Origin of the sequence: Streptomyces sp. WMMC1477 (assembly GCF_027460245.1) — a bacterium.
Classification (GTDB): Bacteria; Actinomycetota; Actinomycetes; order Streptomycetales; family Streptomycetaceae; genus Streptomyces.
Genome location: NZ_JAPZBD010000003.1, coordinates 3,736,064 through 3,760,590 on the forward strand (window position 1 = coordinate 3,736,064; position 24,527 = coordinate 3,760,590).

The 24,527-nt window shown below is 72.8% G+C and carries 27 protein-coding genes; 11 read left to right on the forward strand and 16 right to left on the reverse strand.

Features of this window, described 5'->3' with window-relative positions; genetic code table 11:
- Positions 1–93: 93 nt before the first annotated feature.
- The 3 genes from O7609_RS16760 to O7609_RS16770 are packed head-to-tail and all read right to left on the reverse strand — an operon-like array spanning position 94 to position 1,360.
- Positions 94–300, reverse strand: coding sequence for a DUF397 domain-containing protein (locus tag O7609_RS16760; RefSeq protein ID WP_269743823.1), 207 nt, complete (start codon positions 298–300; stop codon positions 94–96).
- A 15-nt stretch (positions 301–315) separates the two neighbouring features.
- Complete coding sequence (locus O7609_RS16765) at positions 316–450, reverse strand: DUF397 domain-containing protein (protein ID WP_269743824.1); 135 nt, start codon at positions 448–450, stop codon at positions 316–318.
- Positions 392–1,360: a helix-turn-helix domain-containing protein gene (locus O7609_RS16770; protein WP_443072258.1), complete on the reverse strand. Its 969-nt coding sequence runs from the start codon at positions 1,358–1,360 to the stop codon at positions 392–394. Before O7609_RS16770 ends, O7609_RS16765 begins: the two co-directional genes overlap by 59 nt.
- Before the next feature lie 132 nt (positions 1,361–1,492).
- Between O7609_RS16770 and O7609_RS16775 the strand changes: the two genes are divergently transcribed.
- Together O7609_RS16775 and O7609_RS16780 are read left to right on the forward strand one after the other, a co-directional pair.
- Positions 1,493–2,116, forward strand: coding sequence for a hypothetical protein (locus O7609_RS16775; RefSeq protein WP_269736169.1), 624 nt, complete (start codon positions 1,493–1,495; stop codon positions 2,114–2,116).
- Positions 2,113–2,535 (forward strand): hypothetical protein, encoded by a 423-nt coding sequence (locus O7609_RS16780; RefSeq protein ID WP_269736168.1) that lies wholly within the window; start codon positions 2,113–2,115, stop codon positions 2,533–2,535. The genes O7609_RS16775 and O7609_RS16780 overlap by 4 nt, the downstream gene beginning before the upstream one ends.
- 173 nt (positions 2,536–2,708) lie before the next feature.
- Here O7609_RS16780 and O7609_RS16785 read toward each other — a convergent pair whose 3' ends face one another.
- The 3 genes from O7609_RS16785 to O7609_RS16795 all read right to left on the reverse strand — a co-directional run bounded on the left by O7609_RS16785 (position 2,709) and on the right by O7609_RS16795 (position 5,562).
- On the reverse strand, positions 2,709–3,008 hold the full coding sequence (locus O7609_RS16785; protein WP_269736167.1) for a hypothetical protein: 300 nt from the start codon (positions 3,006–3,008) through the stop codon (positions 2,709–2,711).
- Positions 3,009–3,087: 79 nt separating this feature from the next.
- A complete protein-coding gene (locus O7609_RS16790) occupies positions 3,088–3,651 on the reverse strand; it encodes a Uma2 family endonuclease (protein ID WP_269743825.1) in 564 nt (187 codons plus the stop codon).
- Between the two features lie 132 nt (positions 3,652–3,783).
- Complete coding sequence (locus O7609_RS16795; protein WP_269736165.1) at positions 3,784–5,562, reverse strand: ATP-binding protein; 1,779 nt, start codon at positions 5,560–5,562, stop codon at positions 3,784–3,786.
- A gap of 366 nt (positions 5,563–5,928) precedes the next feature.
- On the opposite strand from O7609_RS16795, the gene O7609_RS16800 reads away from it, so the two are divergent.
- On the forward strand, positions 5,929–6,375 hold the full coding sequence (locus O7609_RS16800) for a hypothetical protein (protein WP_269743826.1): 447 nt from the start codon (positions 5,929–5,931) through the stop codon (positions 6,373–6,375).
- A 15-nt stretch (positions 6,376–6,390) separates the two neighbouring features.
- Here the strand turns inward: O7609_RS16800 and O7609_RS16805 are convergent, their stop codons facing one another.
- The 4 genes from O7609_RS16805 to O7609_RS16820 form a co-directional block, all read right to left on the reverse strand.
- On the reverse strand, positions 6,391–7,008 hold the full coding sequence (locus O7609_RS16805) for a Maf family protein (protein WP_269736163.1): 618 nt from the start codon (positions 7,006–7,008) through the stop codon (positions 6,391–6,393).
- A 38-nt stretch (positions 7,009–7,046) separates the two neighbouring features.
- On the reverse strand, positions 7,047–7,175 hold the full coding sequence (mmpB, locus tag O7609_RS16810) for a morphogenic membrane protein MmpB (RefSeq protein ID WP_269736162.1): 129 nt from the start codon (positions 7,173–7,175) through the stop codon (positions 7,047–7,049).
- A 187-nt stretch (positions 7,176–7,362) separates the two neighbouring features.
- Positions 7,363–7,569, reverse strand: a complete 207-nt coding sequence (locus O7609_RS16815) for an acyl-CoA carboxylase epsilon subunit (protein WP_269736161.1) — start codon at positions 7,567–7,569, stop codon at positions 7,363–7,365.
- 40 nt (positions 7,570–7,609) lie between these two features.
- On the reverse strand, positions 7,610–9,205 hold the full coding sequence (locus tag O7609_RS16820; RefSeq protein WP_269736160.1) for an acyl-CoA carboxylase subunit beta: 1,596 nt from the start codon (positions 9,203–9,205) through the stop codon (positions 7,610–7,612).
- Between the two features lie 109 nt (positions 9,206–9,314).
- Here O7609_RS16820 and O7609_RS16825 point away from each other — a divergent pair, with 109 nt between their 5' ends.
- From O7609_RS16825 to hutH, 6 genes are all read left to right on the forward strand, one after another.
- A complete protein-coding gene (locus O7609_RS16825; RefSeq protein ID WP_269736159.1) occupies positions 9,315–10,241 on the forward strand; it encodes a biotin--[acetyl-CoA-carboxylase] ligase in 927 nt (308 codons plus the stop codon).
- 233 nt (positions 10,242–10,474) lie between these two features.
- Complete coding sequence (locus O7609_RS16830; protein WP_269736158.1) at positions 10,475–11,725, forward strand: adenylate/guanylate cyclase domain-containing protein; 1,251 nt, start codon at positions 10,475–10,477, stop codon at positions 11,723–11,725.
- 124 nt (positions 11,726–11,849) lie between these two features.
- The gene (locus O7609_RS16835; protein WP_269736157.1) at positions 11,850–12,353 is read left to right on the forward strand and encodes a YfbM family protein; all 504 of its coding nucleotides are present in this window, start codon (positions 11,850–11,852) and stop codon (positions 12,351–12,353) included.
- A 156-nt stretch (positions 12,354–12,509) separates the two neighbouring features.
- On the forward strand, positions 12,510–13,304 hold the full coding sequence (locus tag O7609_RS16840; protein ID WP_269736156.1) for an enoyl-CoA hydratase/isomerase family protein: 795 nt from the start codon (positions 12,510–12,512) through the stop codon (positions 13,302–13,304).
- A 56-nt stretch (positions 13,305–13,360) separates the two neighbouring features.
- Positions 13,361–14,491: a GGDEF domain-containing protein gene (locus O7609_RS16845; protein ID WP_269743827.1), complete on the forward strand. Its 1,131-nt coding sequence runs from the start codon at positions 13,361–13,363 to the stop codon at positions 14,489–14,491.
- Between the two features lie 80 nt (positions 14,492–14,571).
- A complete protein-coding gene (hutH, locus tag O7609_RS16850; RefSeq protein ID WP_269743828.1) occupies positions 14,572–16,125 on the forward strand; it encodes a histidine ammonia-lyase in 1,554 nt (517 codons plus the stop codon).
- Positions 16,126–16,221: 96 nt separating this feature from the next.
- Here the strand turns inward: hutH and O7609_RS16855 are convergent, their stop codons facing one another.
- On the reverse strand, positions 16,222–16,527 hold the full coding sequence (locus O7609_RS16855) for a hypothetical protein (RefSeq protein ID WP_269736153.1): 306 nt from the start codon (positions 16,525–16,527) through the stop codon (positions 16,222–16,224).
- 142 nt (positions 16,528–16,669) lie between these two features.
- On the opposite strand from O7609_RS16855, the gene O7609_RS16860 reads away from it, so the two are divergent.
- Both O7609_RS16860 and O7609_RS16865 read left to right on the forward strand, forming a co-directional pair.
- Positions 16,670–17,041: a hypothetical protein gene (locus tag O7609_RS16860; RefSeq protein WP_269743829.1), complete on the forward strand. Its 372-nt coding sequence runs from the start codon at positions 16,670–16,672 to the stop codon at positions 17,039–17,041.
- A gap of 221 nt (positions 17,042–17,262) precedes the next feature.
- On the forward strand, positions 17,263–18,522 hold the full coding sequence (locus tag O7609_RS16865) for a L,D-transpeptidase (RefSeq protein ID WP_269736151.1): 1,260 nt from the start codon (positions 17,263–17,265) through the stop codon (positions 18,520–18,522).
- A 99-nt stretch (positions 18,523–18,621) separates the two neighbouring features.
- On the opposite strand, the gene O7609_RS16870 is transcribed toward O7609_RS16865, so the two are convergent.
- From O7609_RS16870 to O7609_RS16890, 5 genes are all read right to left on the reverse strand, one after another.
- Positions 18,622–19,980: an APC family permease gene (locus tag O7609_RS16870; protein ID WP_269743830.1), complete on the reverse strand. Its 1,359-nt coding sequence runs from the start codon at positions 19,978–19,980 to the stop codon at positions 18,622–18,624.
- 10 nt (positions 19,981–19,990) lie between these two features.
- A complete protein-coding gene (locus tag O7609_RS16875; RefSeq protein ID WP_269736149.1) occupies positions 19,991–21,325 on the reverse strand; it encodes an amidohydrolase in 1,335 nt (444 codons plus the stop codon).
- 7 nt (positions 21,326–21,332) lie between these two features.
- Positions 21,333–22,184: a hypothetical protein gene (locus tag O7609_RS16880; RefSeq protein WP_269736148.1), complete on the reverse strand. Its 852-nt coding sequence runs from the start codon at positions 22,182–22,184 to the stop codon at positions 21,333–21,335.
- A gap of 111 nt (positions 22,185–22,295) precedes the next feature.
- Positions 22,296–23,213 (reverse strand): TauD/TfdA family dioxygenase, encoded by a 918-nt coding sequence (locus O7609_RS16885; protein ID WP_269736147.1) that lies wholly within the window; start codon positions 23,211–23,213, stop codon positions 22,296–22,298.
- A gap of 684 nt (positions 23,214–23,897) precedes the next feature.
- The gene (locus tag O7609_RS16890) at positions 23,898–24,440 is read right to left on the reverse strand and encodes a type 1 glutamine amidotransferase domain-containing protein (protein WP_269736146.1); all 543 of its coding nucleotides are present in this window, start codon (positions 24,438–24,440) and stop codon (positions 23,898–23,900) included.
- Between the last annotated feature and the right edge of the window lie 87 nt (positions 24,441–24,527).

The following is a 24,527-nucleotide window of genomic DNA, read 5'->3' on the forward strand; positions in this document are numbered from 1 at the left end:
AGCGCGGCGGGTCGCTTCCAGCAACACCAGGTGAACGCCGGGATCACGTCACGCCGTTCCGGACTCAGCACCTGCGTGCGCGTGCCCTTGAGGCTAGAGCAGAGCTCCCGTGCAGGTGGCGGTGACGAAGGCGGCCCAGGCAGCGCGGGGAAACACCAGCACCGGGCCGTTAGCGGTCTTGCTGTCCCGGACGGGGACGCTGTCGTGGGTACCGAGGGCGGTTTCCACGCAGTTGCCGCCGTTGCCGCCGCTGTAGCTGCTCTTCGTCCACTGCGCGCTGGCGAGTTCGTGCTGATTCATTGAGGGCCGCCCTTCTCAGTGCAGTTCGTCGGAGCACGCGGCCCTGAGGAACGCAGTCCAGGCAGCGTTGGGGAAGACGAGCACCGGGCCGTCAACGGCCTTGCTGTCCCGGACGGGGACGCTGTCGTGGATGCCGAGGGCGGTTTCCACGCAGTCGCCGCCGTTTGCTCCGCTGTAGCTGCTCTTGGTCCACTGTGCGTTGGCAAGATCGTGCTGCTTCATGTCGGCCGTACCCTTCCATGATGTCGCTGATCAGTGCGGCGGACTCCCGAGCGGACAGTGCATCGGCTCGGAGCACATCATAGATCTGGGACTGTGCGGCGAAGGCCGCTGGATTATTGCTGAAGTGGCCTCGATCCAGCGACTCCGAGTAGACCCACTGCTGCCCGTCCGGCAGGTGGATCAGCGACATCGGGCTGTCCGGGGGGTTGAGGGTGGAGTCTGACGCGGGTGCGACCTGGACGCGGACAGAACTCAGCTTCCCTACGGTGAGGAGGTGCGCGCACTGCTCACGCATGACAGCCGCTCCACCGACTACGTTGTGCAGCGCGCTCTCGTCGAGTACTGCTACGAGCAGTGGGCCTTTCTTGTCAGCTGTGAGAAAGCGCTGTTGGCGGCTCATCCTGGCCCGGATCAACTCCTCCAATTCCGCGCCCTGGGCCAGGCGACGGAGAACAGCCCGTGCGTAGCCCTTCGTCTGAAGTAGCCCGGGGACGACCAAAGTCCCGTAGATCCGCAAAGCGACGGCCTCGGCATCCATCTGTGCCCGGCGCTTGAACCAGTCGGGGTGGGCGACTTCGGGGTACCAGTCGATGCGCTTCCACAGGCGTTCGAGCATGCCGCCGGTGCCCAGGACGTGGTCGGCGGCCACGGCGAACGTGTGCTGCGGGACGCGGGTACCGGCCTCGACGCGGGCGACCAGTGAGCGGTCGCACGGGATCTTGGTGGCCAGCTCCTCCTGTGTCAGGCGTGCTGACTCCCGCAGGTCGCGCAGGAGTTCCCCGAAGACGGCGGCCGAGGTCGCGGCCGGGTTCTTCGTACCGTTGCGTCGGTGTGCCAAGGTTCCCCCCTTGTGACAGAAGGTCCATGGCACGCGGAACGCGTTGAACACGCCATGGCCTAGGGCAACGCTGTACTCACGGATGGTAGCCGCCTCGTCCGACAAGCGGGGCGAAAACGTACAGGGATGCCCATGGTCGAGACGCCTGCGGACACGCAGCGCGAAGCGCGTCGCATCGCGACGCGGCTCGCGGAGGAGCTGCATATCACCTTGCTGGGAAGGGGGTTCTATCTCCCGATGCGCGCGGCGCCTCCGCTCGGCGGGCGAGGCTACATCGAGGTGGAGCCGATTCGGGCGGACGTCGCGGTCCGGCTGATCGACACCCTCGCGCCGCCCGCGCCCGTCCTCCCGGCCGTGGACGACCCGTGGGAGGAGGCCGAGGACGCGGTGGCCGCGATGCGCCGGGCGCTGTGGTCGGCGGGAGTCACGCTGCCTTCGCTGGCGGTTGACGCACCGTACGGCGAAGGACGCGGCGTCCTGGTGACGTTGGGCAGGGCACGGCCAGCGGCCGTGCGGCGGCTCGCAACCGCGGTTCGGGCGGGTGCCGGGCTCCTGCCGGGCGCGCTCGTCGTGGACGTCGCGACCGGTCGGCCGGGGTACGTCGCCGCGGACGCCGGTGAACGGTACCGGCTGCGTCCCGTCGCCGGGCGGGGACCGCAGTGGGATGCCGGGCACGTCCGCCAGCCGGATGCGAGGGAACGGCTCGCCGCCCGCAACGCCCGTGCGAACGCCCGCAGCCGCGGTGACGTGCTGTGAGCGCGCCCGGGGCCGCCGCCGTGTTCCGGTGCGAGGCGACGGCGTACGCGCTGGACCACGCGCGGACGTGGCGGCTCGGCGTGTACCGGACGCGAACGGCGCGGCTCGCCCTGCGCTGGCTGCGCGACCGGGCGACGCGCATCGCGGACGCGCTGGACCCGGCTCCGGGCCTGCCCTGGTGCCCGCCGGGAGCCCTGAGCTGTGCCACCGGGGACGCGACCGAGGCCGCCGAGACGCTCCGCGCCTGGCGCGACGGCACCGCCCAGCAGGACACCGCGCTCGCCCACCTGGCCGACGGCGCCGTGTTCACCCTCACTGCCCGCGACGACGCCGCCCACTACGTCCTCTGTGCCACCCTCGAACGCGGGCCGACAGCTCGTTCCCCGTGGACTGGCCGGGATGTCAGTGCCTCGGGATAGGTTGCGGGGTGATGGGCCGGACGGAGATCGTGAGGGATTCGCGGCCATGGGGGGGCGGGTCGTACAGGCCCCGGCGCCAGCTCGGGCCTGGAGGTATCTTGCCGTGCCCCCGCCCCCCACCCGGAAGCCAAGGCCCCGCCACGCACGTCATGGCGGGGTGGGCGCGGTGTCTGTCAGACGACTTCTTGGCCGATCGCGCGGAGGACGTCGGCAAGCCAGACCAAGTGGTAGCCCAGGGCCCGGTCCGGCTCGGCGAGAAGGCATTCAAGGTGTTGCCACGATTCGGAGAGCTGCCCGATGGTGAGTGTCGCCGGCTCTTTGGCGATCTCGTAGAGCTCGTCCCCCGGAACGGACCAGAAGTAGTCGTGCTCGACTTCGATGGTGCTCCCGGCTGAGGCTTCGATGTGTTGCAGCGTCAGCTCGAAGGCGCGGCGGAGCTGGTCAAGGTGGATCGGCAGGGGGTCGCTCGTCATGTGCCTTTCCTGTTGGCAGGAGTCCGGGAAGCCGGTCGATGCCGGAGAGCGGCGCTGCGCCGATTCTGTGCAGTTGAGGCTACTGCCGGGAGAGGCCGGCTGGGTCGATGTCGAGGGGCATCGGGGTGTCCACGTGCGTGACGGCACCCGCGAGGGCGGTGGTGCGCTCCACGTACCGGCCACTTTCGAGCTCGTGGATGATGAGCATGGGCGCCGGGTCGAACTCGAGCCGCCAGAAGTGCGGGATGGCGGCCTCGGCGTACAGCATCGGCTTGAACTTGCGGTCCACCGTGCGGTTGCCCGGGGAGACCAGTTCGACCACGAGCTGAACGCCTTCGGCGTCGATGCTGACGCCGTCCTCGGCGGTGGCTCCGGCGTCGGCCACCACGAGGTCGGGCACGACCAGCCCCGAGGGCAGGATGACGTTGACGGCCTCCAGCACCTCGACCGGCGCGTGGGCGGCGTGGGCGGCGGCGTGCAGGGCCGTGGCGAGCCGGAAGGAGGCTCGCTGGTGGCGGATGCAGCGCGCGGGGGTCATGACGAGGGACTCGCCGAGCAGTTCGTAGCGGGTGCTGCGGTCCTCCGGGAGGGCCAGGACTTCACCGATGGTCCAGGGGCCGGGTCGGTTCGTGCCGATGCTCATGCCTGCTCACCCTACGGCCGCCATCCGGTGGCGCCGGTGCGAGCCCGGGGCGCGGGCGGCACGGTCGGGGAACGCGTGAGCCCCGCCGGGCGGTGAGGCTCGGCGGGGCTCAGGCGTGGGACGGACGCGGGGTCAGTCCTTGATCTCGCAGATGACGGTGCCGGAGGAGATGGAGGCACCGACCTCCGCGGCCAGGTCCTTGACGGTGCCGGCGCGGTGGGCGTTGAGGGGCTGCTCCATCTTCATGGCCTCCAGGACGACGATGAGCTCGCCCTCCTCGACCTGCTGGCCCTCCTCCACGGCCACCTTGACGATGGTGCCCTGCATCGGGGACGCGAGGGCGTCGCCGGAGGCGGCGGAGCCGGACTTCTTGGCCGCCCGGCGACGCGCGGGCTTGGCGCCGCCCGCGACGGCGGCGCGGGCCAGCGGCATGCCGAGCGAGGCGGGCAGGGAGACCTCCAGGCGCTTGCCGCCGACCTCGACGACGACGGTCTCGCGGGAGGACTCGTCCTCGTCCTCGGCGACACCGGCCCCGGCGAAGGGCTTGATCTCGTTGACGAACTCCGTCTCGATCCACCGGGTGTGGACGTCGAAGGGCTCGCCCTCGCGGCCGTCGACCTCGGGCGCGAAGGCCGGGTCGGCGACGACGACGCGGTGGAACGGGATGGCGGTGGCCATGCCCTCCACGTCGAACTCCGCGAGCGCGCGGGCGGCGCGCTGAAGGGCCTGTTGCCGGGTGGCGCCGGTGACGATGAGCTTGGCGAGCAGGGAGTCCCAGGCGGGGCCGATGACGGAGCCGGACTCCACGCCCGCGTCCAGGCGCACGCCCGGGCCGGTCGGGGCGACGAACTTGGTCACCGTGCCGGGAGCGGGCAGGAAGTTGCGGCCCGGGTCCTCGCCGTTGATGCGGAACTCGAAGGAGTGGCCGCGCAGCGGCGGGTCGTCGTAGCCGAGCTCCTCGCCGTCGGCGATGCGGAACATCTCGCGGACGAGGTCGATGCCGGTGACCTCCTCGGTCACCGGGTGCTCGACCTGGAGGCGGGTGTTGACCTCCAGGAAGGAGATCGTGCCGTCCTGGCCGACGAGGAACTCGCAGGTCCCGGCGCCGACGTAGCCGGCCTCCTTCAGGATGGCCTTGGACGCCCGGTACAGCTCGGCGTTCTGCTCGTCGGTGAGGAAGGGCGCGGGGGCCTCCTCGACGAGCTTCTGGTGGCGCCGCTGGAGCGAGCAGTCACGGGTGGAGACGACGACCACGTTGCCGTGCTGGTCGGCGAGGCACTGGGTCTCGACGTGCCGGGGGCGGTCGAGGTAGCGCTCGACGAAGCACTCGCCGCGGCCGAACGCGGCGACGGCCTCGCGCACCGCGGAGTCGTACAGCTCCGGCACCTCTTCGAGGGTCCGGGCGACCTTGAGGCCGCGACCGCCGCCGCCGAAGGCGGCCTTGATCGCGATCGGCAGGCCGTTCTCCTTGGCGAACTCGACGACCTCGTCGGCGCCGCTGACCGGGTCCTTGGTGCCGGCGACCAGCGGCGCGCCGGCACGCTGGGCGATGTGCCGGGCGGCGACCTTGTCGCCGAGGTCCTGGATGGCCTGCGGCGGCGGGCCGATCCAGGTGAGTCCGGCGTCGAGCACGGCCTGGGCGAAGTCGGCGTTCTCCGAGAGGAAGCCGTAACCAGGGTGGACGGCGTCGGCACCGGAGTCGGCCGCGGCTTTCAGCACCTTGGCGACATCCAGGTAGCTCGTGGCCGGAGTGTCACCGCCCAGGGCGAATGCCTCGTCAGCGGCCCGGACATGCAGCGCGTCCCGGTCCGGGTCGGCGTAGACGGCTACGCTCGCGATCCCGGCGTCCCGGCAGGCCCGGGCTACGCGGACAGCGATTTCACCGCGGTTGGCGATGAGCACCTTGCGCACGATGGCTCCCTCCTTGAAACAACCTGAGTTTAGGTACCTGCGACACCACACGCGCAGTCTTCCAGGGGGGTGAGCTTGCCCACACGATCCGTAGCCGGGCTCGCGCGCCCCTTCCCGTTTTCCTTGTCGTCCCACGGTACGCCGGGAACACGAGGCTGACTGGAGCATCAGGAGCGTGATCGACGTCTCCTGCCGGACAGGGGATCTGTCGCGGTGGTCCTTTGTGGAACCCCTACTAATGAATAGGGGTTTCTTTGCGACGCGTCGGTGACGGAGGGGCAGCCGGTGAGCGACCTCTTGCCGCCGTCATTACCCGTTAGTAGCGTGCGCGCTCGACAGTAGCGTGCGGGCAGGAGGGGGCGTGCGGTGGGACTCCGGCGAGCGGTGGCGGCGACGACGGCGGCGGTACTGATCCTCGAAGGGCTCGGCCTGGCCGCCGTGCACTGGGTGTTGAGCCTCGTCGTGCGCCGCCAGTCGATGTCCCTGGACGGCCTCGACCCCGACCACATGGTGTGGGGGACGCGGATCGCGGGGCTGGCGCTCGGCGCCTTCGTCGTCCTGTGCGGGGTGGCCGCGCTCCTCGTCGCCGGACGCGACCGGGCCCCGGGGCGGGCCGCGCGGCTGGTGCTGATCGGCTGCGCGGTGACGCACGGGGTGCTGGGCGCCGTCGTCGTGGGGCTGGTGGGCTGGGTGGCCTTCGTCGCCCTCATGGTGGTGCTCGGGCTGATCGTCCTCACCCTGCTCGGCTACCCGGAGCAGAGCCACGAGCCCGAGTCGCGGGGCCAGGAGGGGCCGGAGCCCGCCGCTGCCTGAGCCCCGCCGGGACGTTCAGCGGGCCCACAGGGACGTGATGGCGACGTCCAGCCGGGCCAGGAGCCGGCGCAGGAGCGGCAGGGAGAGCCCGATGACGTTGCCGGGGTCGCCGTCGATGCCGTCGACGAACGGTGCCGAGCGGCCGTCGAGCGTGAACGCCCCGGCGACGTGGAGGGGTTCGCCGGAGGCGACGTAGGCGGCGATCTCCGCGTCGGACGGGTCGGCGAAGCGCACCGTCGTTCCCGCGGTGGCGGAGGCGCGGCGCCCGGTGGCGGTGTCGATGACGCAGTGCCCGGTGAGCAGGACGCCGGAGCGGCCGCGCATGGACTTCCAGCGGGCGATGGCGTCCTCGGCGTCCTCGGGCTTGCCCAGGGCGTGCCCGTCCAGCTCCAGGACGGAGTCACAGCCGACGACGAGGGCCTCGGCGGCCTCGGGGCGGACGGCGACGGCGTCCGCCTTCGCCTCGGCCAGGACGAGGGCCAGCTCGCCGGGGGTCGGGGCGCTCAGCGCGTCCTCGTCGACGCCGCTGACGATCACCTCGGGGGCCAGTCCCGCCTGCCGGAGCAGCCCGAGCCGGGCGGGCGACTGGGAGGCGAGCACGAGACGGCGGGAGGGCGTGGCGGATGCGGTCATGCGGCCATCGTAGAAGGCTCCCGGGCGGGCGATGTCCGTCAGCGCAGACCGATGACGAGGACGACGACGAGGACGGTCGCGGCCAGCAGCCAGCCGGCCCGTCGCAACTGCACCTGGGCGGCGCGCAGTGCCTCGGGGGGCCGGTTCGGGGGGTCGGACCACAGCATGGGTCCAGAGTCCGTCCGCGGCGGCGGGGGCGCCTGAGTACGCGTACTCACTTCGACCCTGATTCGAGCCCGGTTCAAGCGGGGTTCCGGCCCGAAGCCGCCCTGTTCCGGCCCCCAGTCCGCCCCGGTTCGCTCCGGCCCGGCCCGGCACCGCGCGAGGTCGGTGCCGGGCCGGGCCGGGCGGCCGTCAGACCGGCCAGTAGGACGTGCGCCAGGCCAGCGGGCCCGGGTGCGGGGTGCGGCGCGGGACCGTCCGGGCGGGGTCGGACCACTCGGAGACGTCGCGCGGACCGCCGGAGTCCGCGGACGCCGCCGCCGTGGCCCGGGCCTGGACCACCGCTAGTGCGGCGGCCAGCTCCTCGGGGGTCGGATTGCCGCGTAGGACCTTGATCATGCGCTGACCTCCATCACAGCGCCCTCCATCACAGCGGGCGTCACAGCGGGATGTTGCCGTGCTTCTTGGGCGGCAGCTGCTCCCGCTTGTTGCGGAGCGAGCGCAGGCCGCGCACGATGTGGCGGCGCGTCTCGGAGGGCAGCACGACGGCGTCGACGTAGCCGCGCTCGGCGGCCACGTACGGGTTGAGCAGCGTGTCCTCGTACTCCGCGGTGAGTTCGGCGCGCAGCTCCTCGCGCTCGGTCTCGTCCTCGACGCCGGCGAGCCGGCGGCGGTGCAGGATGTTGACCGCGCCCTGGGCGCCCATGACGGCGATCTGGGCGGTGGGCCAGGCGAAGTTGAGGTCGGCGCCGAGGTGCTTGGAGCCCATGACGTCGTAGGCGCCGCCGAAGGCCTTGCGGGTGATGACGGTGATCAGCGGCACCGTCGCCTCCGCGTAGGCGTAGATCAGCTTGGCACCGCGCCGGATGATGCCGTTGAACTCCTGCTCGGTGCCGGGCAGGAAGCCCGGGACGTCGACGAAGGTCAGCACCGGGACGTTGAACGTGTCGCAGGTGCGCACGAAGCGCGCGGCCTTCTCGCTCGCGTCGATGTCCAGGCAGCCCGCGAACTGGAGGGGCTGGTTGGCGACGACGCCGACCGCGTGGCCCTCGACCCGGCCGAAGCCGGTGATCATGTTGGGCGCGAAGAGGGCCTGCGTCTCCAGGAACTCGCCGTCGTCCAGCACGTGCTCGATGACGCCGTGCATGTCGTAGGGCTGGTTCGCCGAGTCGGGGACGAGCGTGTCCAGCTCCCGGTCCCGGTCGGAGGTCTCCAGGTCGACGTCCTCGGGGTAGACGGGGGCGTCGGAGAGGTTGTTGGACGGGAGGTAGGACAGGAGCGCCTTCACGTACTCGACGGCGTCCTTCTCGTCCCCGGCCATGTGGTGGGCCACGCCGGAGGTCGAGTTGTGGGTGCGGGCGCCGCCCAGCTCCTCGAAGCCGACGTCCTCACCGGTGACCGTCTTGATGACGTCGGGCCCGGTGATGAACATGTGCGACGTCTTGTCGACCATCACGGTGAAGTCGGTGATCGCCGGCGAGTACACCGCGCCGCCCGCGCACGGGCCCATGATCAGCGAGATCTGCGGGATGACGCCGGAGGCGTGGACGTTGCGCCGGAAGATCTCGGCGAACAGGCCGAGCGCGGCCACACCCTCCTGGATGCGGGCGCCGCCGCCGTCGTTGATGCCGATGACCGGGCAGCCGGTCTTCAGTGCGAAGTCCATCACCTTGACGATCTTCTCGCCGTAGACCTCGCCCAGCGAACCGCCGAAGATCGTGAAGTCCTGCGAGTAGACGGCGACCGGACGGCCGTCGACCGTGCCGTAGCCGGTGACGACGCCGTCGCCGTACGGGCGGTTCTTCTCCAGCCCGAAGTTCGTCGAACGATGCCGCGCGAACTCGTCGAGTTCGGTGAACGAACCCTCGTCCAACAGCAGTTCCACGCGCTCGCGGGCGGTCAGCTTGCCCTTGGCATGCTGCTTCTCCACCGCGCGAGCGGAACCGGCGTGCGTCGCCTCAGCGGCACGCCGCTGGAAATCGGCGATCTTGCCCGCCGTGGTGTGGATGTCGGGAGTGCTTTCCTGCTCGGACACGGGGAGCGGCTCCTAGTCGTCCTCGGGGCTACCGACTCGTAGCGTAGCGGCGACGGCCCGTGTCGGCGGTGCGTCGTTGGCCACACCCGCAGCCCCCTACAGTGTCGCCATGACACCGCAGATGTCCTCAAATGTGCCAGGTTCGGGTGGGGGCTCGGCAGGCCCTCAGGGTGCGGGCGGCTCGCCGGGCCCGTGGAGCGATCTCGAACGCCCGCCGCTCAGCGCCCCCGCGCTCCGGCGCGCGCTCCTGACGCCTGAGAGCCTGTGGAACGAGCTGGACGTCGTCGAGCGGACCGGTTCCACCAACACCGACCTCGTCCACCGGGTGAACCGGGGCCCGGTGGAGGAGGGCACGATCCTGGTCGCCGAGGAGCAGACCTCGGGCCGCGGCCGGCTCGACCGGCACTGGGACGCCCCGCCCCGCAGCGGACTCTTCTTCTCCTTCGTCCTCCACCCGGCCCCCGAGATCCCGCAGCGGGCCTGGAGCTGGCTGCCGCTGCTCGCCGGAGTCGCCACCGCGACCGCGCTCGCCCGCACGGCCGGGGTGGACACGATGCTCAAATGGCCCAACGACCTGCTGGCCGAGGTGGACGGCGAGGAGCGCAAGATCGGCGGCATCCTCGCCGAGCGGGTGGGCGACGCCGTCCACCACGCCGTCGTCGTCGGCATCGGCGTCAACGTGTCGCTGCACGCCGACGAGCTGCCCGTCCCCGAGGCGGGCTCGCTGCTCCTCGCCGGTGCCCGGGGCACCGACCGCGACCCGCTGCTGCGGGCCATCCTGCGCTCCGTCGAGGGCTGGTACCGCGAGTGGCGGGACGCCGGCGGGGACGCGGCAGCCTGCGGCCTCCAGGAGACCTACGCCGCCGGGTGCGCGACGCTCGGCCGGACGGTGCGCGCCGAGCTGCCCGGCGGCAAGGAGCTCGTGGGCGAGGCCGTCGCGGTCGACGGCGACGGGCAGCTGGTGCTCGCCACCGGCAGCGGCGTGGAGCAGGCCGTCGGCGCGGGCGACATCGTCCACCTGCGGCCCCACGACTGAGGGGTCGCCGGCACCCGGCGGGTGCCCGCCCGATCCCCGGTGGGGCGTCCCCCGGGAGGCCCCACCGGACGCGTCGCCGCAGGTGCGGACGCATCCGTCCGGTCCGCGTCGCGTGAGCTACGGCACACCTGCCGTATCGTGGTGGCGGTAGCGCGGCGCGGTGGGCGCGGTGTAGAGAACGGAAGGGCAGAGCGCAGGCACGTCATGCGCGAGAACCTGGCAAGGGGCGGGCAGTGACCGCGAACGATCCGGCCGTGCCGCCCGCCGACGCGGGCGGCGGCGCAGGCGGTGACGCGGCGGCCGACGCCGCCGCCGGCGCGGCCTCCGGTGCCGCCGACCCCTCCGCCGGTTCCACGCCCGGCTCCGCGTCGTCGTCCTCCTCCGCCGGTTCCGCCTCCGACCACGCCTTCTCCGTGCGCGGCGGCGAGGCCGCGTACGGCGAGGAGCGCGAGGGCGCGGAGGAACGCGGCAAGGAGAACCCGCTCGCCCTCAAGGTCGAGGAGCTGATCCTCGGCGCCGCCCGCACCTACACCCCCTTCCAGGCCGCCCGAGCCGCCGACGTGCCCATGGACCTCGCCGCCCGGTTCTGGCGCGCCATGGGCTTCGCCGACATCGGCCAGGCCCGGGCGCTCACCGAGGCCGACGTGCTGGCCCTGCGCCGCCTCGCGGGTCTCGTCGAGGCCGGGCTGCTGACCGAGGCCATGGCCATCCAGGTCGCCCGCTCCACCGGGCAGACCACGGCCCGCCTGGCCGAGTGGCAGGTGGACTCGTTCATCGCCGGGCTCACCGTCTCGCCCGAGCCGGGCATGAGCCGCATGGAGGTCACCTACCCCCTCGTCGAGCTGCTGCTGCCGGAGCTGGAGGAGTTCCTCATCTACGTCTGGCGGCGGCAGCTGGCCGCCGCCACGGGGCGCGTCGTGCAGGCGCAGGACGACGAGGAGATGGTCGACCGCCGCCTGGCCGTCGGCTTCGCCGACCTGGTGGGCTTCACCCGCCTCACCCGCCGCCTGGAGGAGGAGGAACTCGGCGAGCTGGTCGAGGCGTTCGAGACGACGGCCGCCGACCTGGTGGCCGCGCACGGCGGCCGGCTCATCAAGACGCTCGGCGACGAGGTCCTCTACGTCGCCGACGAGGCGGGGACGGCCGCCGAGATCGGCCTGCGGATGATCGAGACCCTGTCCGGCGACGAGACGATGCCCGAGCTGCGCGTCGGCCTGGCCTTCGGCACGGTGACGACCCGGATGGGCGACGTCTTCGGCAACACCGTGAACCTCGCGAGCCGGCTGACGTCCATAGCGCCCAAGGACACCGTGCTGATCGACGGCGCGCTGAAGGAGGAGCTCACGGCCGTGGGCGACGCCCCGCATTCGGAGAAGGACTCCGGGGCCGGAGCGGGGTACCGCTTCGCCCTCCAGCCCCTCTACCAGCGGCCGGTGCGCGGCCTCGGCGTCGTCGAGCCCTGGCTCCTGGGCCGCCGCGGCTGACGCGGCCCCGCGCGGAACCCCGCCCGGCGCGGCGGCCCCGACGCTCGCCATCCGCCGCGTCCCGCAAGGCACGAGCCGCACGGAGCACGGCGGCACTGTCGGTACCCCGCCCTACGGTTCCGCCATGAGCATGATCGGAAAACTCGCCCGCCTCACTCCGGCGGAACTCGACCGCGCGATCCGCGAGCCGGACTGGGCCCTCGAATTCGTCTGCCAACTGGACGATGCGGAACTCGACCAGAGGCCCGAGCCCTCGGCGGCACGCTGCCACGAGACCGACAAGCTGTGGAACGCCCTCGACTTCCTCCTGCGCCGCATCGACTTCCCCGTCGACGTCGTCCACGGCGAGGAGGAGATCCCAGGTGCGGGCGACTGGGGCTACGTGCCACCGCGTTACCTCACGCCGCAGCGGGTGCGCGTCGCCGCGACCGCCCTCGGCAGAACACCCCCCGAGAGGCTGATTGAGAACGTCAGCCCCGCAGACCTCGCACAGGCTGGCGTCTACCCCAGCCTCGTCTGGGAACGCGGGGAGTCATTGGACGTCGTGACCAGCCATTACCGCGTTCTGGTCCCGTTCTTCCAGGCAGCCGCCCGCGACGGACACGCCGTGCTGGTCTGGATCGTGTGACAGAGACCGTCCGTTCCCCGCCGCCGGGCCGGGGTGGTGCCCCGTTCTGGGATACGCGGGCTCCGGGGGTGTTGAGGGCGCCGGGGGTAGCCCGGTGCCCGGCGGCGGGGGCTAGGGTGTGAGCGGTCGTTAACCAAGCGCTGGGAGGGCATCGCGATGACGCGGTACGGCGAGTTCGTCGAGGTTCGCAAGGACACCGGGACGCATGTGGCGGAGCTGGTCCTGGACCGGCCGAAGGCCATGAACGCGGTCTCGACCGAGATGGCCGCCTCCATCGCCGCGGCCTGCGCCGCCCTGTCGGACGACCGCGACGTGCGCGCCGTCGTGCTGACGTCGAGCAACGAGCGGGCCTTCTGCGTCGGCGCGGACCTCAAGGAGCGCAACCGGTTCACCGACGCCGAGCTGGGGCGGCAGCGTCCGCACGCCCGGGCCGCCTACACGGGTGTGCTGGAGCTGCCGGTGCCGTCGGTCGCGGCCGTGCACGGTTTCGCGCTCGGGGGCGGGTTCGAGCTCGCCCTCTCCTGCGACCTCATCGTGGCGGACGCGACGGCCGTCGTGGGCCTGCCGGAGGTGTCCGTCGGCGTCATCCCCGGGGGCGGCGGCACGCAGCTGCTGCCCCGCCGGGTGGGTGCGGCCCGGGCGGCCGAGCTGATCTTCACGGCCCGCCGGGTGGCAGCGGAGGAGGCCAGGGCGCTGGGGCTGGTGGACGAGCTGGTGGCCGAGGGCACGGACACCGCGGAGGCGCTGGCGCTGGCCGCCCGGATCGCCGCGAACTCGCCGGTCGGGCTGCGGGCGGCCAAGCGGGCCCTGCGCACCGGATGGGGCATGGGGCTGTCGGCCGGCCTGGAGGTGGAGGACGCGGCCTGGCGGACGGTGGCGTTCTCCGGCGACCGGGCCGAGGGCGTCGCGGCGTTCAACGAGAAGCGCACGCCGGAGTGGCCCGGGGAGTAACGAGCGGCACACGGTCCGCAGCGCAGAGTGGGGCGTAGGGTCCTAATCTGGGTCGTATGGGTGACGATGCGAGGCTGCGTGCCGTGGTACGGGTGGCGCAGGCCATGGCCGCGGCCCCGGCCTCCGAGGAGGCCGCCCGGGCCGCGGCGGCCGGGGCGCGGGCGGCGATGGACGGCTCCTTCGCCGCCGTCTCGGTGTGGGAGCGGGCCCGGGGACGGCTGCGGGTGCTGGTGAACGAGGGTGAGCTGGCACCCGGTGAAGAAACCTTTCCCCGGGACGAGTCGTACCCCGTCCACGACTTCCCCGAGATCGCCGAGTTCCTGCACGAGCGCTGGGCGGGCGGCGAGGGGCCGCAGGCGTGGGTGGAGACGTCGGATCCGTCCTCGGCGGCGGGTGCCGGGGCCGGGGCCTACCGGCGCCACCGGTCGGCCACGCTCAGGCGCCGGGGGCGGGGGAGCTGCGTCGTCGCGCCGATCGTGTTGCACGGCCGGGCCTGGGGCGAGCTGTACGTGGCCCGGCCGCCGGGCGTGCCCGGATTCGGCCCGGGGGACGCGGAGTTCGCGACGGTGCTGGCCGCCGTCGTCGCGGCCGGGCTCGTCCAGTACGAGCGGCTGGAGGAGGTGCGACGGCTGGCGTTCACCGACCCGCTCACCGGGGTGGGCAACCGGCGGTCTGTGGACGTCCGGCTGGAACGGGCGCTGGAGCGCCACCGGGCGGACGGGGACGTCGTGAGTCTGGTCGTCTGCGACCTCAACGGCCTGAAGGAGGTCAACGACACCCTGGGGCACGCGGCGGGCGACCGTCTGCTGGAACGTTTCGGCGGACTGCTGTCCCGGTGTGCCGCCCGGCTGCCCGGCGCCCTCGTGGCCCGGCTCGGCGGCGACGAGTTCTGCCTCCTGGCCGAGGGGGCACCCGCGGACGAGGTGGTCGCCGTCGCCGAGGAGCTGTGCCGCCGGGCGGACGAGCTGGAAGGCGGGCAGGGGGTCGCCTGCGGCGTGGCCTCCACGGGCGACCCGGTGGGGCCGGTGCACTCCGCCCGCCGGCTGCTGCGGCTCGCGGACGCCGCGCAGTACCGCGCCAAGGCCGCGCGCTCGGGGAAACCCGTGGTGGCCGGGCGCGAGATCGTCCACCTCGCCGACGAGGCCGAGCCGCCCACGGGCGAGCGGCGCCGCTTCCGCGGCCGGTGACCGGCCCCGGGTCGCCGCCGGTCCCGGGAGCCCCGGCCAGGGGGTGACACGGACGCATTCAGTGCTTAGGGTGCGTGAATATGGATATGCAGAGCAGTGTGGTGGTGGACTCCGCGGGGGTCACCGCGGCCGACGTCCTGGCCGTGGCCCGCGGCGAGGCCCGCGTCGAGCTGGGCCGGGACGCGCTGGCCAAGGTCGCCGGGGCCCGCCGCTTCATCGACGACCTCGCCGCCAAGCCCGACCCGGTCTACGGCGTCTCCACCGGCTTCGGCGCCCTCGCCGTCCGGCACATCAGCCCCGACCTGCGCGCCCAGCTCCAGCGCAACATCGTCCGCTCGCACGCCGCGGGCACCGGGCCCCGGGTCGAGCGCGAGGTCGTCCGCGCCCTGATGTTCCTGCGTCTGAAGACCATCGCCTCCGGCCACACCGGCGTCCGCCCCGAGGTCGTCCGGACCATGGCCGACGTGCTCAACGCGGGCATCACGCCCGTCGTCCACGAGTACGGCTCGCTGGGCTGCTCCGGCGACCTCGCCCCCCTCTCGCACTGCGCCCTCACCCTCCTCGGCGAGGGCGACGCCGAAGGCCCCGACGGCACCGTCCGCCCGGCCGGCGAGCTGCTGGCCGAGCACGGCATCGCCCCCGTCGAGCTGCGCGAGAAGGAGGGGCTGGCCCTCCTCAACGGCACCGACGGCATGCTGGGCATGCTCGTCATGGCCGCCGCCGACCTCGCCCGGCTGTTCACCAGCGCCGACATCACCGCCGCCCTCAGCCTCGAAGCCCTCCTCGGTACGGACAGGGTCCTCGCCCCCGAGCTGCACGCCATCCGCCCGCACCCGGGGCAGGCGGCCAGCGCCGCCAACATGCTCAAGGTGCTCGACGGCTCCAAGCTCACCGGCCACCACCAGGACGACGCCCCCCGCGTGCAGGACGCCTACTCGGTGCGCTGCGCCCCGCAGGTCGCCGGCGCGGGCCGCGACACCCTCGCCCACGCCCGCCTGGTGGCCGACCGCGAGCTGGCGGCCGCCGTCGACAACCCCGTCGTCCTGTCCGACGGCCGGGTGGAGTCCAACGGCAACTTCCACGGGGCGCCCGTCGCGTACGTGCTCGACTTCCTGGCCATCGCCTGCGCCGACCTGGCCTCCATCGCCGAGCGCCGCACCGACCGGCTGCTGGACAAGAACCGCTCCCACGGCCTGCCCGCCTTCCTGGCCGACGACCCGGGCGTCGACTCCGGGCTCATGATCGCGCAGTACACGCAGGCGGCGCTGGTCAGCGAGCTGAAGCGGCTCGCCGTCCCGGCCTCGACGGACTCCATCCCCTCCTCCGCGATGCAGGAGGACCACGTCTCGATGGGCTGGTCGGCTGCGCGGAAGCTGCGCATCGCCGTGGACAACCTGAACCGCGTCGTCGCGATCGAGCTCTACGCCGCCGCCCGGGCGCTGGAGCTGCGGGCGGCCGAGGGCGGGTCGCCCGCACCCGCGAGCCGTGCGGTGCTGGAGGCGGCCCGCGGTGCCGGGGTCGGCGGCGCCGGGCCGGACCGCTTCCTGTCCCCGGACATCGCGGCGGCGGAGGCGTTCGTCCGCGACGGCGGGCTGGTCCGGGCGGCCGAGACGGTCACCGGTCCGCTGGCCTGAGCCGCCGCCGGAGCCGGACGCGGGCCGGACGAGGTACCGGACGCGGGGCCGGATGAGGCGCCGCGGGGCAGGCAGCCGGACGCGGGGCCGGCGCGCTCAGACGCCGACGGGGGAGCGGCGCGCCGCGTGGGCCACCAGGCCCGCGCCCGCCGCGAGGAAGGCGACGCCTCCGACGACGTAGGGCGTGGTGTCGACGGTCCCCGTCTCGGCCAGGCGGGGGCCCGAGCCCTCCTCGCCGGCCGTCGCCGTGCTCGTCCCGGCGGAGGCGGTCTGTGCCGGGCCCGCGGGCCGGGCGTCTGCGGGGTGGCTGCCCGAGGCGTTCGCCGAGGGGATGAACCACACGGCGCAGAGCAGGCCGCCCGCCACGGCCGAGGTCACCAGCGTGCGGCGGGTTGCGGCCACGGGGGCCTCCTTCGGTCGTGCAAGTGCTGCGTGCGTGGGGGGAGTACGGGCGGAACACCCGTGCGGACGTGCGGAAGTTGATGTTAGCCATGGCGGCGGGTCGCGGGGAAGTCCGGCCAGGGGGGCCGCCTACTCTCCGAACATGAGCGAACACGACATCCCCCGCTATGTCCGGCTCCAGGTCGAGGTCGTGCTGGAGGTGGCCGATCCCGAGGCCCTCTCGGCCGCGGCGGCCCAGCACGTCGAGGCCGACGAGTTCATGCCGGACGAGGAGCGCCGGCACGCCGTGGCCGCCGTCGCGGAGGACACGGCCGAGGCCCTGGCGTACCTCGTGGACCCGATCGACCTCGTCAGCGCCGTCCCCGGCGTCGAGCTCGCGCAGGCGTCCTGGAGCAGCGAGCGCGTCGACGATGTCGACGACCCCGACCTCTGGCTGTTCGACACCCCCGAACCGGCCGAGGACTCGGAGGAGGGCTCGGAAGAGGCCGCGGCATCCCGCGCGCCCTCCGCGTAGGTCCGGCCACCGGATCCGGCCTGGCACACGGGATGTGGCCGGCGGACGCCCTGGCGCGCGGTGCGGGCTGGACCGGAGCGGGTGTTCTGGGCCACAGTTTCTGTCGGGGTGGAACGCGCCACAGACTCCCTCGCGTCTCCCAAGTACGAATGTGAGGGCACATACCCGACATGTGGGGTGGCGATCCGTCCCGTGGTCGGGGAGTCCAGGGCCTGGAAGCGATGGAGAAGCGTGTGAAGACGGTCGGCAAGCGCCGCAAGGGCATAGCCGTGACGGCTGCCCTGCTCAGTGGCGTCCTCGTGCTCAGCGCGTGCAGCGAGGACGACGGCGGGCAGGAGGGCCCCGGCAAGAGCGAGCGCACGGACGCGGCCTCGAAGAACGGGGAGAAGCCGGATTCCGCCGCGCACATATCCATCACCCCGGAGAACGGCTCGCAGAACGCCGGGATCAACAACGACGCGCGGGTCACCGTCAAGGGCGGCAAGCTCACCGAGGTCACCATGACCGCGGTGGCCGACGGCAGCGGCGTCGAGGGTGAGATCTCCGCGGACGGCACCACCTGGCAGCCCACCGGCCAACTGGAGCGGGCGACCGAGTACCGCGTCGAGGCCGTGGCGGAGGACGGCAAGGGCGCGGAGACGACGGAGAACTCGACGTTCACCACCGTCTCCCCGAACAGCAGCTTCATCGGCTACTTCACCCCGGAGAACGGGGACACGGTCGGCGTGGGCATGCCCGTCTCGTTCAACTTCGACAAGGCGATCGAGAACAAGGCCGAGGTGCAGTCCGCGATCGAGGTCTCCTCGACGAGCGGCCAGGAGATCGTCGGCCACTGGTTCGGTGACAAGCGGCTCGACTTCCGGCCCCGCGAGTACTGGAAGCCCGGCACGCAGGTGGACGTCAAGCTCGCGCTGGACGGCGTGGAGGCGTCCAACGGCGTCACGGGTGTCCAGGACAAGAGCTTCAGCTTCACCGTCGGGCGTTCCCAGGTCAGCACGGTGGACGTCGAGGCCCACACGATGACCGTGGTCCGGGACGGCAAGGAGATCAAGACGGTCCCGATCTCCGCGGGCTCCGAGGAGACCCCGACCTACAACGGTCAGATGGTGATCTCCGAGAAGTTCCGGGAGACCCGGATGAACGGCGCGACGGTCGGCTTCACCGACGACGACGGCGAGGGGGAGTACGACATCCCCGACGTGCCGCACGCGATGCGCCTGTCGACCTCGGGCACCTTCATCCACGGCAACTACTGGGGCGCGCCCTTCGGCGAGGGCAACACCAGCCACGGCTGCGTCGGTCTCCAGGACGTGCAGGGCGCCGAGGACCCGACGACCGACGGCTACTGGTTCTTCGAGAACTCGCTGATCGGTGACGTCGTGACCGTCGTGAATTCCCCGGACAAGGAGATCAAGCCGGACAACGGTCTGAACGGCTGGAACATGTCCTGGTCCGAGTGGGTGGCCGGCTCGGCGGTCTGACGCCGTCCCGCACCGATACACGACGCCGCCGCGGGCCCGGGTGCTCACCCGGGCCCGCGGCGGCGTTCTCGTGCGTTCCCGCGCGGTTCGCTCCCGGCGTCAGACGCTCTTCTCGTCCCCCGCCGAGCGGCTCAGGACGTCGGTGGGCGCGGCCGGACCGGGGCCGGGCTCGGACCCCAGCAGGCGCATCTGCTCGTCGAGTTCGCGGCGCCCGCGCCACCGCGTGTAGCACAGGGCGACGGCGATCCAGCCGACGCCGGTGACGACGCCCGCGACGCCGGCCGAGGTGATGAAGACGAGGCACAGCAGCAGCGCCAGGGCCGGGGTCAGCGGGTAGAAGGGGACCTTGAACGAGGCGAGGACCCCGCGCCGCCGCGCCCGGAAGAGGGCCAGGATCGACGTGATGAAGGTGAGCGTGTAGAGGAACCCGGTGGCGGAGACCGCGAACCGCAGGTTGCCCGCGACCGACATCAGCGTCTGGGCGAGCCCGGCGCACACGATGGCGATGACCGGGACCTGCTTGCTGGAGACGGTCCGGTTGAGCAGGACGGGAGCCAGCCGGTCCCGGGCCAGCACCATCGAGGCGCGCGAGATGACGATCAGGTTCGCGTTGACGGCGGCCAGCAGGGCGATCAGGACGATGCAGTTCACGATGAACGGGCCCTGGGAGCCGAAGAAGGCGCGGCTGACGTCCACCACGGGCGTCTGCGAGGCGCCGAGCTCGTCCCACGGGATGATCCCGTTCTCGATCAGCAGGAGCCCGGCGTAGAGGATGAACGAGATCCCGAGGCTCGTCAGGACGGACAGCGGGATGGTCCGGCGCGGGCGCTCGATCTCCTCGGCCGATACCACGATCGCGTCCCAGCCGGTCAGGGCGAGGAAGCCGATGAGTGCCGCCTGCATGACGCCGCTCATCCCGTGGGGCATGAACGGCGTGTAGTTGGCGGTGTCCACGTGCGCGGCGCCCACGGCGATGAAGCTCAGCAGGACGATCACGGTGAGGATGAGCGCGACGAACTGCACGGTGCCGGAGAAGCGGATGCCGAGCAGGTTGAGGCCGGTGAAGACGGCGATCACCAGCGCGGAGGCGACGGGTTGGCTCAGGGCGGGGACGAGCAGGTGGAGATAGCTGCCGACGCCGATGCCGACGTAGGAGCTCGCGCACATCCAGGCGCCCCAGTTGGACCAGCCCACGACGGTCGCCACGGACGGCGGCAGGTGGCGCTTGGCGTAGGCGTACGGCCCGCCCGAGTCGTCGTGCATGGAGCTGAGTTCGGCGTAGCACAGGCTGAGGATGAGGGAGGCCCCGAAGGCGATCCCGAAGGCCAGGACCACCGCGGGCCCGGCGAGTCCGCTGGCGGTGCCGCTGAGAACGAAGATGCCGGCGCCGACGATGCCGCCGACTCCGAGAGCCGTGGCTTCCCGGTATCCGATTTTCTGACTGGGTTTCGTCGACAACCTGGTTCCTTCACCTTGCTGGGCTGGCCAGAGCGGAGAGCGCGGCCGTCACCATGGCTTCGGACGCCGTGCGGAGCGTGGGCCGGGGGTCGGGCGCGAACTGCGGGGAGTGGTTGGTGGGGAGGCGGGCGGCCTTCTCCTGCGGTGTGGCGCCGGGAGCCGACTCCCACGCCTCGGCCGGCGTCGCGCCGACGACCCAGTACACGGTGGGGACCGGCGCGCCCTCGTAGTGCACGCCCGCGCCCGCGGCGCCGAAGTGGGGGAAGTCCTCGCTGGCCGCGAGCATCGGCATCTCGATGACCCGGCCCTCCCCGAAGTAGGCCTGGTGGGCGGCGCGGACCGCGTCCGTGGCGGCCGGGGAGTTGGCGTTGACGGGGACGTGGTCGAGCACCTCGACCTCGGGCGGGCGGGGGGCTCCGGAGGCGGCGGCCTCCGCGTCCACGACGCGCCGGACGGCGCCGAGCAGCCGCTCGTGGAGGGCGTCGTCGTAACAGCGGATGCTGACGCCCAGCTCCGCCGTCTCCGGGATGACGTTGGCCTTCGTGCCGGCGTGCAGGCTTCCGACGCTCACCACGGCGCAGTCGGCCGGGTCCGTCTCGCGGGCGACGATGGTCTGGAGCCGGGTGACCACGTGGGCTGCGATGACGACGGGATCGATCGCCGCCTGCGGCGCGGAGGCGTGCCCGCCGCGGCCGAAGACGGTCACCCGCAGCGCCGCGGAGGCGGCCATCATGGGCCCCGAACGGTGGCCGACGACGCCCGCCGGCAGCGGCACGACGTGCTGGGCGAGCGCCACGTCGGGCTTGAGGAGGCGGCGGTAGAGCCCGTCCCCCAGCATGGCCCGCGCCCCGTCGCCGGTCTCCTCGGCCGGCTGGGCGACGGCGAGGAGCGTGCCGCGCCAGGCCGTGCGGCCCCGGGACAGCAGGGCGGCGGCCGTGAGCAGGGCGCTGGTGTGGGCGTCGTGGCCGCACGCGTGGGCCACGGGCACCTCCCTGCCCTCGTCGTCGACGGCGCGCCGGGTGCTCGCGTACGGCAGCCCCGTGCTCTCCCGCACCGGCAGGGCGTCCATGTCCGCGCGCAGCATCACGGCGGGCCCGTCCCCGTTGCGCAGGACGCCCGCCACGCCGTGGCCGCCGATCCCGGTGACGACGTCGAACCCGGCCTTCTCCAGCCGCTCGGCGGCCACGGCGGCGGTGCGCTCCTCCTGGTGGGAGAGCTCGGGGTGGCGGTGCAGGTCCAGGTAGAGGCTCTCCGCCTCGTCCAGCGGCCCGCCCTCCAGGGGGGCCAGGACGTGCCGGGCGCGCTGGGCGGCTCCGGTCTCGTCCGGGGTGTGCGGGGCGGTCATGGGCCCGTCACCGCCCCGCCGGGGCCGAGACGCGCCACGACGGCCGCCGGGACCGGGCCGCCCGCATCGCGCCGAGCTCCCGCGCGCCCCACTGCCGGACGAGCCGGGGCAGGCCGGCGCGGGCGACCACGATGTAGGCGTCGACCGGGCGCAGCGTCTCGCGGAAGAAGGCGTCGACGGCGCGGTCGCCGCAGCTGGGCAGGTCGCCGTAGAGGGCGTCGAGGTTGTCGTAGGCCCCGAGGACGCGCAGGCTGGCGCGGTCGAACTTGTCGCCCTGGCCCAGCCATTCCGCGACATCGGTGGCGATCAGCGAGACCCGGGGGTCGACGGGGGTGCCGGGGGCGGGCCAGATGTTGCCGGGGCCGCAGCCGTTCCGCAGGAGGCGGTACACGACGGGGCTCTCGGTCCGGGCCACCAGGTAGACCGGGCGCGGGGCGTAGGCGAGGCACTCCCGGCCGATCATCCGCGCGTGGACGTGCCCCATGAGGCCCCCGCCCTGCGACTCGGGCAGCACGCCGCTGGAGTCCAGGTAGAGGCAGTGGGCGTTGCCGAAGATGCGCCGGTGGTACCCGGTCCAGCCGCAGACGGCGCCGAGCGGGTCCACGAGCAGGCAGAACCTGGAGACCTTCTCGAAGAAGCGCCCCTTCCTGCGGTCGCGCCAGTACGGGGTCATGTCGGCGCCGAACGCCTTGGTGGAGATCTCCACGAGCAGGGAGTAGACGGTGTCCTGGAAGCGCTCGGAGAAGCGGGCGGTGTCGTGCCAGGAGACGTAGGACCAGCCGTCCTTGAGAGGACGCCGCGACAGCGGGGACGCCGCCGCGTCGCGCAGCGCGTCAAGGGAGGTCACGGGCGAGGACACGTCGGGCTCCTTTCGGTGGTGGGGGCACCGGACGGGCGAGGGCCGGGGCCCGCCGGCCGCGTCGCTCGCGGCGGGCGGGAGGCCGTCGTCACCACACCCGGGTGGAACCGTTCAACGCCGGTCGTCCACGTAGCCGAGGGCGACGTAGATGTTGCGGCGGTCGGCGTCCTCGATGGCCCGGCGCCCGTGCATGACCCGGGTGTTGTCGACGATCGCGACGTCGCCGTCCTGCCAGTCGAGGTCCTCCGTGAGCTCGGCCGTCACCCGCTCGATCTCCTCGATGACCTCCTTCGGGATCTCCTCGCCGTCCGCGAAGGCGATGCGGGGCTTCTCGTAGTGGTAGGAGGGCCCGAGGATGCTGTTGGCGAAGGCGAGCCGCTCGCCGAAGAGCGTCGGATGCGCCGCCGCCACCCGGTAGACGTAGTGGATCGACCCGTCGTCGTTGGCGCGGACCGCGAGCTGGTCCTCGCCGAAGAGCGCGGCGAGCCCGACGAGGTCGTCGACGGTGATCTCGTCGTCCGGCTTGGCCCCGGCCAGCAGACTGGCGGTCAGGGGCCGCCAGGTCTCCTCACCGATGTTCCGGGCGTAGACGACGTCCTGGGCCAGAAACAGCCGCCGGGTCTCCTCCGAGAGGTGTTCCCAGACCCGGTAGCCGTCGCAGACCGTGGTCTGGGAGCCGACGCGGGCCGCGCGCTCGCACAGAAACCAGGTGAGGTCCGGCGTCAGCGGGTTGGTGCCGTGCTCGACGTGCAGCCCCACCGCGTCCGTGCCGAGGTCGACCTTCTGGACGGTTCTCCCTTCGCTGAACTCCCGTGCCGGGTCGAGGGTGGTGCGGGTGCACACCGACCGCACCAGGGAGGAGAACTGCTCGATCGAGGGATCGAAGCCGCGGAGCACCAGATAGCCCGAGGCCGCGAGCTGCTCCAGCAGCCAGTCGCGTTCCACGGCGTCCAGGGGCCGGTTCTCCGCGGCGGTGACGAGAGCACCGTCCCCGCCGCCGTGCTGTCCGATCTCGAAGCGCTGCCGCATGTCGGTCCTTTCACGATGGACGGGGGGGACGCCGCACCCGGCCGGGGCGGCGCCGGGACACGCGGACGGTGCAGCCCCCGGCCGGCTCTCCGTGGCCCGGGACCGGCCGCGGCCGCCTGTCACGGGGCCCGTGGGGCCGGCGTCGACGGGCGAGGTGGAGCCGGAGGGGCCGGGGAGTGCCGACGGGAGTTCGGGTTGACCGACGTCACGGGAAACCGTCCCGTCGGCCGGGACGCGGTACGACGCTCACGTGCGGAAGCCGACCCCGTCGCGGAAGCGGGCGGGGACGTACGCGGTTTCGGGGACGTGCGTGCTCAACGCTGTGCCCTCGCGCCGTCGGCAGGCCCCGCGAAGCCAGCCCACGGTGCGCGTTCACGGCGGGGAGCGGCTCGAACGGGGATGAGCGTAGCCATTTGCATGACCGCATGACAAGTGCCCGTATTACTAGGGGAGTTGCGCCTCACGTGCGTGCTGTGGACACCCCGGCTCACACCCGCTGCGAGCGGTTCGGGCACGTGTCGGCACGGCGCGACACCGGGCCGCACGGGTGCGGACCGGTGCGGACGGGTGGGGTGCGGACGGGAGGAGGCGCGTCCGAGCACGACCGCCCCGCCGAGCGCTCGGCCCGGCGGGGCGGTCGTGGCGGCTCCTGTGCGGAGCCCTTTCCCGGACGGGGACCTTCTCCTAGGCGGAGACCTTCTGGAACTCGGGGACGAAGGCCGCGCAGAAGTCCTTGAGGTCGGCCGGCTTGCGGCTGCTGACCAGCACGTTCGGGCCGTCCTCGCAGCGGACCACCGACGCGTCCTCCCAGCGGGCCCCGGCGTTGCGCAGGTCCGTGCGGACGCTGGGCCACGAGGTGATCCGGCGGTCGCGCACGACGTCCGCCTCGACCAGGGTCCACGGGCCGTGGCAGATCACGGCGACGGGCTTGCCCGTCTCGAAGAACTCGCGCACGAACGCGACGGCCCGCGCATCCGTCCGCAGGAGGTCCGGGTTGGCGACGCCGCCGGGGAGCACCAGGCCGTCGTAGTCCTCCACGTCCGCCCGGCCGACCTCCTGGTCGACGGGGAAGGTGTCCGCCTTGTCGAGGTGGTCGAAGGCCTGGATGCTGCCGCTCCCGGTGGACAGCAGGTGCGGCGTGCCGCCCGCGTCCCGCACCGCCTTCCACGGTTCGGTCAGCTCGACCTGCTCCACGCCCTCCGGCGCCACGAGAAAAGCGACCCGCACGTCGTCCACGTCCTTTCTTCGCCGCCCCTGCCTTCCGGGGCGCACTGTCCGACAACGCCATCCGAGTGCCCCGGGACCGGGCGGCTA

What these genes read in the sequence shown, in the direction of transcription:
- O7609_RS16865 (WP_269736151.1), top strand. Translation starts at nt 17,263, where the DNA reads ATGGAGAAGCGTGTGAAGACGGTCGGCAAGCGCCGCAAGGGCATAGCC.
- O7609_RS16885 (WP_269736147.1), bottom strand. Translation starts at nt 23,213, where the DNA reads ATGCGGCAGCGCTTCGAGATCGGACAGCACGGCGGCGGGGACGGTGCT.
- O7609_RS16845 (WP_269743827.1), top strand. Translation starts at nt 13,361, where the DNA reads ATGGGTGACGATGCGAGGCTGCGTGCCGTGGTACGGGTGGCGCAGGCC.
- hutH (WP_269743828.1), top strand. Translation starts at nt 14,572, where the DNA reads ATGGATATGCAGAGCAGTGTGGTGGTGGACTCCGCGGGGGTCACCGCG.
- mmpB (WP_269736162.1), bottom strand. Translation starts at nt 7,175, where the DNA reads ATGCTGTGGTCCGACCCCCCGAACCGGCCCCCCGAGGCACTGCGCGCC.
- O7609_RS16790 (WP_269743825.1), bottom strand. Translation starts at nt 3,651, where the DNA reads ATGAGCATCGGCACGAACCGACCCGGCCCCTGGACCATCGGTGAAGTC.
- O7609_RS16825 (WP_269736159.1), top strand. Translation starts at nt 9,315, where the DNA reads ATGACACCGCAGATGTCCTCAAATGTGCCAGGTTCGGGTGGGGGCTCG.
- O7609_RS16815 (WP_269736161.1), bottom strand. Translation starts at nt 7,569, where the DNA reads ATGATCAAGGTCCTACGCGGCAATCCGACCCCCGAGGAGCTGGCCGCC.
- O7609_RS16805 (WP_269736163.1), bottom strand. Translation starts at nt 7,008, where the DNA reads ATGACCGCATCCGCCACGCCCTCCCGCCGTCTCGTGCTCGCCTCCCAG.
- O7609_RS16860 (WP_269743829.1), top strand. Translation starts at nt 16,670, where the DNA reads ATGAGCGAACACGACATCCCCCGCTATGTCCGGCTCCAGGTCGAGGTC.
- O7609_RS16785 (WP_269736167.1), bottom strand. Translation starts at nt 3,008, where the DNA reads ATGACGAGCGACCCCCTGCCGATCCACCTTGACCAGCTCCGCCGCGCC.
- O7609_RS16775 (WP_269736169.1), top strand. Translation starts at nt 1,493, where the DNA reads ATGGTCGAGACGCCTGCGGACACGCAGCGCGAAGCGCGTCGCATCGCG.
- O7609_RS16875 (WP_269736149.1), bottom strand. Translation starts at nt 21,325, where the DNA reads ATGACCGCCCCGCACACCCCGGACGAGACCGGAGCCGCCCAGCGCGCC.
- O7609_RS16835 (WP_269736157.1), top strand. Translation starts at nt 11,850, where the DNA reads ATGAGCATGATCGGAAAACTCGCCCGCCTCACTCCGGCGGAACTCGAC.
- O7609_RS16760 (WP_269743823.1), bottom strand. Translation starts at nt 300, where the DNA reads ATGAATCAGCACGAACTCGCCAGCGCGCAGTGGACGAAGAGCAGCTAC.
- O7609_RS16840 (WP_269736156.1), top strand. Translation starts at nt 12,510, where the DNA reads ATGACGCGGTACGGCGAGTTCGTCGAGGTTCGCAAGGACACCGGGACG.